The organism is Accumulibacter sp. (genome assembly GCF_023806635.1).
Lineage (GTDB): Bacteria > Pseudomonadota > Gammaproteobacteria > Burkholderiales > Rhodocyclaceae > Accumulibacter.
In genome coordinates this window covers 151,824-153,857 of sequence record NZ_JAMTDQ010000023.1, presented here as the reverse complement: position 1 = coordinate 153,857, position 2,034 = coordinate 151,824, and the positions used below count along the sequence as shown (strand labels likewise).

Genomic DNA, 2,034 nt, shown 5'->3' with positions numbered 1-2,034 from the left:
GGAACCGTGAATTGCGCACAAACAATCACTTAGCCGTATTTTTGTCGAACTCGGGATGGCAGGCTTCGATACCGCCGGCGGCAGCGACGGAAGGCGGCCGCGAGCGGCCTGATCGAGCTTGGCCAGAGACGCCCCCGCCGGGTTGGTGGCGACGGCCGGTGCGGCAGACCTCAGGTGACGACGAAGCCGACACCGCCCCGCGCGAGGCCGCTGCCAGCGTGGCGATCTGCGCCCGGCCGTCGACGGTGCGAGTGTCGGCGTTCGGCGAGCCGACGCGTTACTCGATGGCGATCCGGCTGTCGGTGCCGGAGCCGCGCGCCAGGTTGGAGGTGACGCCGACGGCGCCGCTGGCGGCGTAGGCCCAGGTTACGGAGTCGCTGCCGGCGCCGCCGTCGAGGACGTTGTTGCCGGTGCCGGCGTAGAGGAGGTTGTCGAGGGCGTTGCCGGTGAGGTTGGCGGCGCCGGCGGCGAGGATGCGGCCGTTCTCGACGTGGTTTCCGAGGGTGTAGCTGGCGAGGGTGGTGTGCACGAGGTCGGTGCCGCCGCCGGCGCTGGCGTTGGTTTCGATGACCTGGTCGCCGATGTGGTCGATGTAGTAGTGGTCCCTGCGGTCGCCGCCGTCGAGGGTGTCGTTGCCGGCGGCGCCGCTGAGGAAGCGGTTCTCGACTCGAAGCGGCAACGCAGTCGTAATCTCGCGGAGCGTGCAAGTGGTGGCCGGGGAACTCCGTACAGCTCCCCATTCCATGCCCACCAATCTGACCGAGTCACTGATAGACGATGTCGCCGCTGTCGTAGCTGATGCGCTGATGCAACAAGGTGCCCGCCGCATCGAATTCCTTCTGCCACTCGCTCCAGGCGAACTGCCCCGCCTGGTCGTAGTCGATGAAGGTCCGCGAACCGTCATCCATCGCATAGTCCCGGTAATCCTGCCGGCCAAGCGTGTCGTAGAGCTGCGTGCTCCTGCTCCACGCCTGGTTGTTCGCCTGATCGTAGTCGACGAGCTGCCGCCTGCCGTCGTCGAGCCGGTAATCCCGGTAGTCTTCACGGGCCTGCGTGTCGTAGAGCTGGATGACCTGGCTCCAGCTCTGGTTGCCGGCCTGGTCATAGTCGACGAGCTGCCGCCTGCCGTCGTCGAGACGGTAGTCGCGATAGTCCTCGCGTCCCTGCGCGTCGTAGATCTGGTCCAGTTGGACGAAGCTCTGGTCGTTGGCCTGATCGTAGTCGACGACCTGTCGTCTGCCGTCGTCGAGCCGGTAATCGCGATAGTCCTCGCGACCCTGCGTGTCGTACTTCTGCTGAATCTGCGTCCAGCCCTGATTGCCGAGATTGTCGTCGTCGATGACCAAACGCGTCCCGTCGTCGTTGCGGTAGTCACGGAAATCAACAAGACCCGAACCGTCATACACCTGGAACAACTGCGTCCACGCCTGATTGCCCAGATCGTCGAGGTCGTTGTAGGTCCGCACGCCATTGTCGGCAAGCGTGTCGATCCAGTCGACCGCTCCGCTGACGGCAAGTCGAGTGGTGCGCGAAGCAAAGCTGCTCTCGCTCGCCGCCGTGTCGCTCACCGTCTCGGTCCGGCTACCGTCGCCATTGAGCGCGAGACTCCAGGTGTTCCCTGCCACGGTCCATTGCAGCTTTTCCAGGCTGTGCGCAGCCATGGCAAATGCGCGTGCCTGCGCCGTCGATGCGCCGGACAAGACCCCGACATCCGTCCCGGCGCCACCGTCGACGCTGCTGTCGGACGCGTCGAAGAGCAGCGTGTCGTCGCCGTCACCGCCATTCAGGCTGTCGTCTCCGCCACCACCGTCGAGGGTGTCGTTGCCGGAGCCACCGTCGAGGGAATCGTCGTTGTCCCGGCCCAGGATGTAATCCTTCCCCGCCCCCCCGCTGACCGTGTCGCTGCCAGTACCTCCGGTCAAACTGTCATCGCCGCCATTACCGCGCAGGACGTTCGTTCCAAGCGTGACGCTCAGGTTGTCGTTCCCGAAGCCACCGTAGATCGAGAAGTTGTTGACCTCGACAAGACTGACC

1 protein-coding gene and 1 pseudogene are annotated in these 2,034 nt (G+C 65.2%); both read right to left on the bottom strand.

Translation table 11 applies throughout. From position 1 onward, the window contains the following. Positions 1–277: 277 nt before the first annotated feature. Positions 278–679, bottom strand: coding sequence for a hypothetical protein (locus NFW30_RS04340; protein WP_295371785.1), 402 nt, complete (start codon positions 677–679; stop codon positions 278–280). Between the two features lie 85 nt (positions 680–764). Then, positions 765–2,034: pseudogene (locus NFW30_RS04335) on the bottom strand (hypothetical protein); the annotation flags it as partial.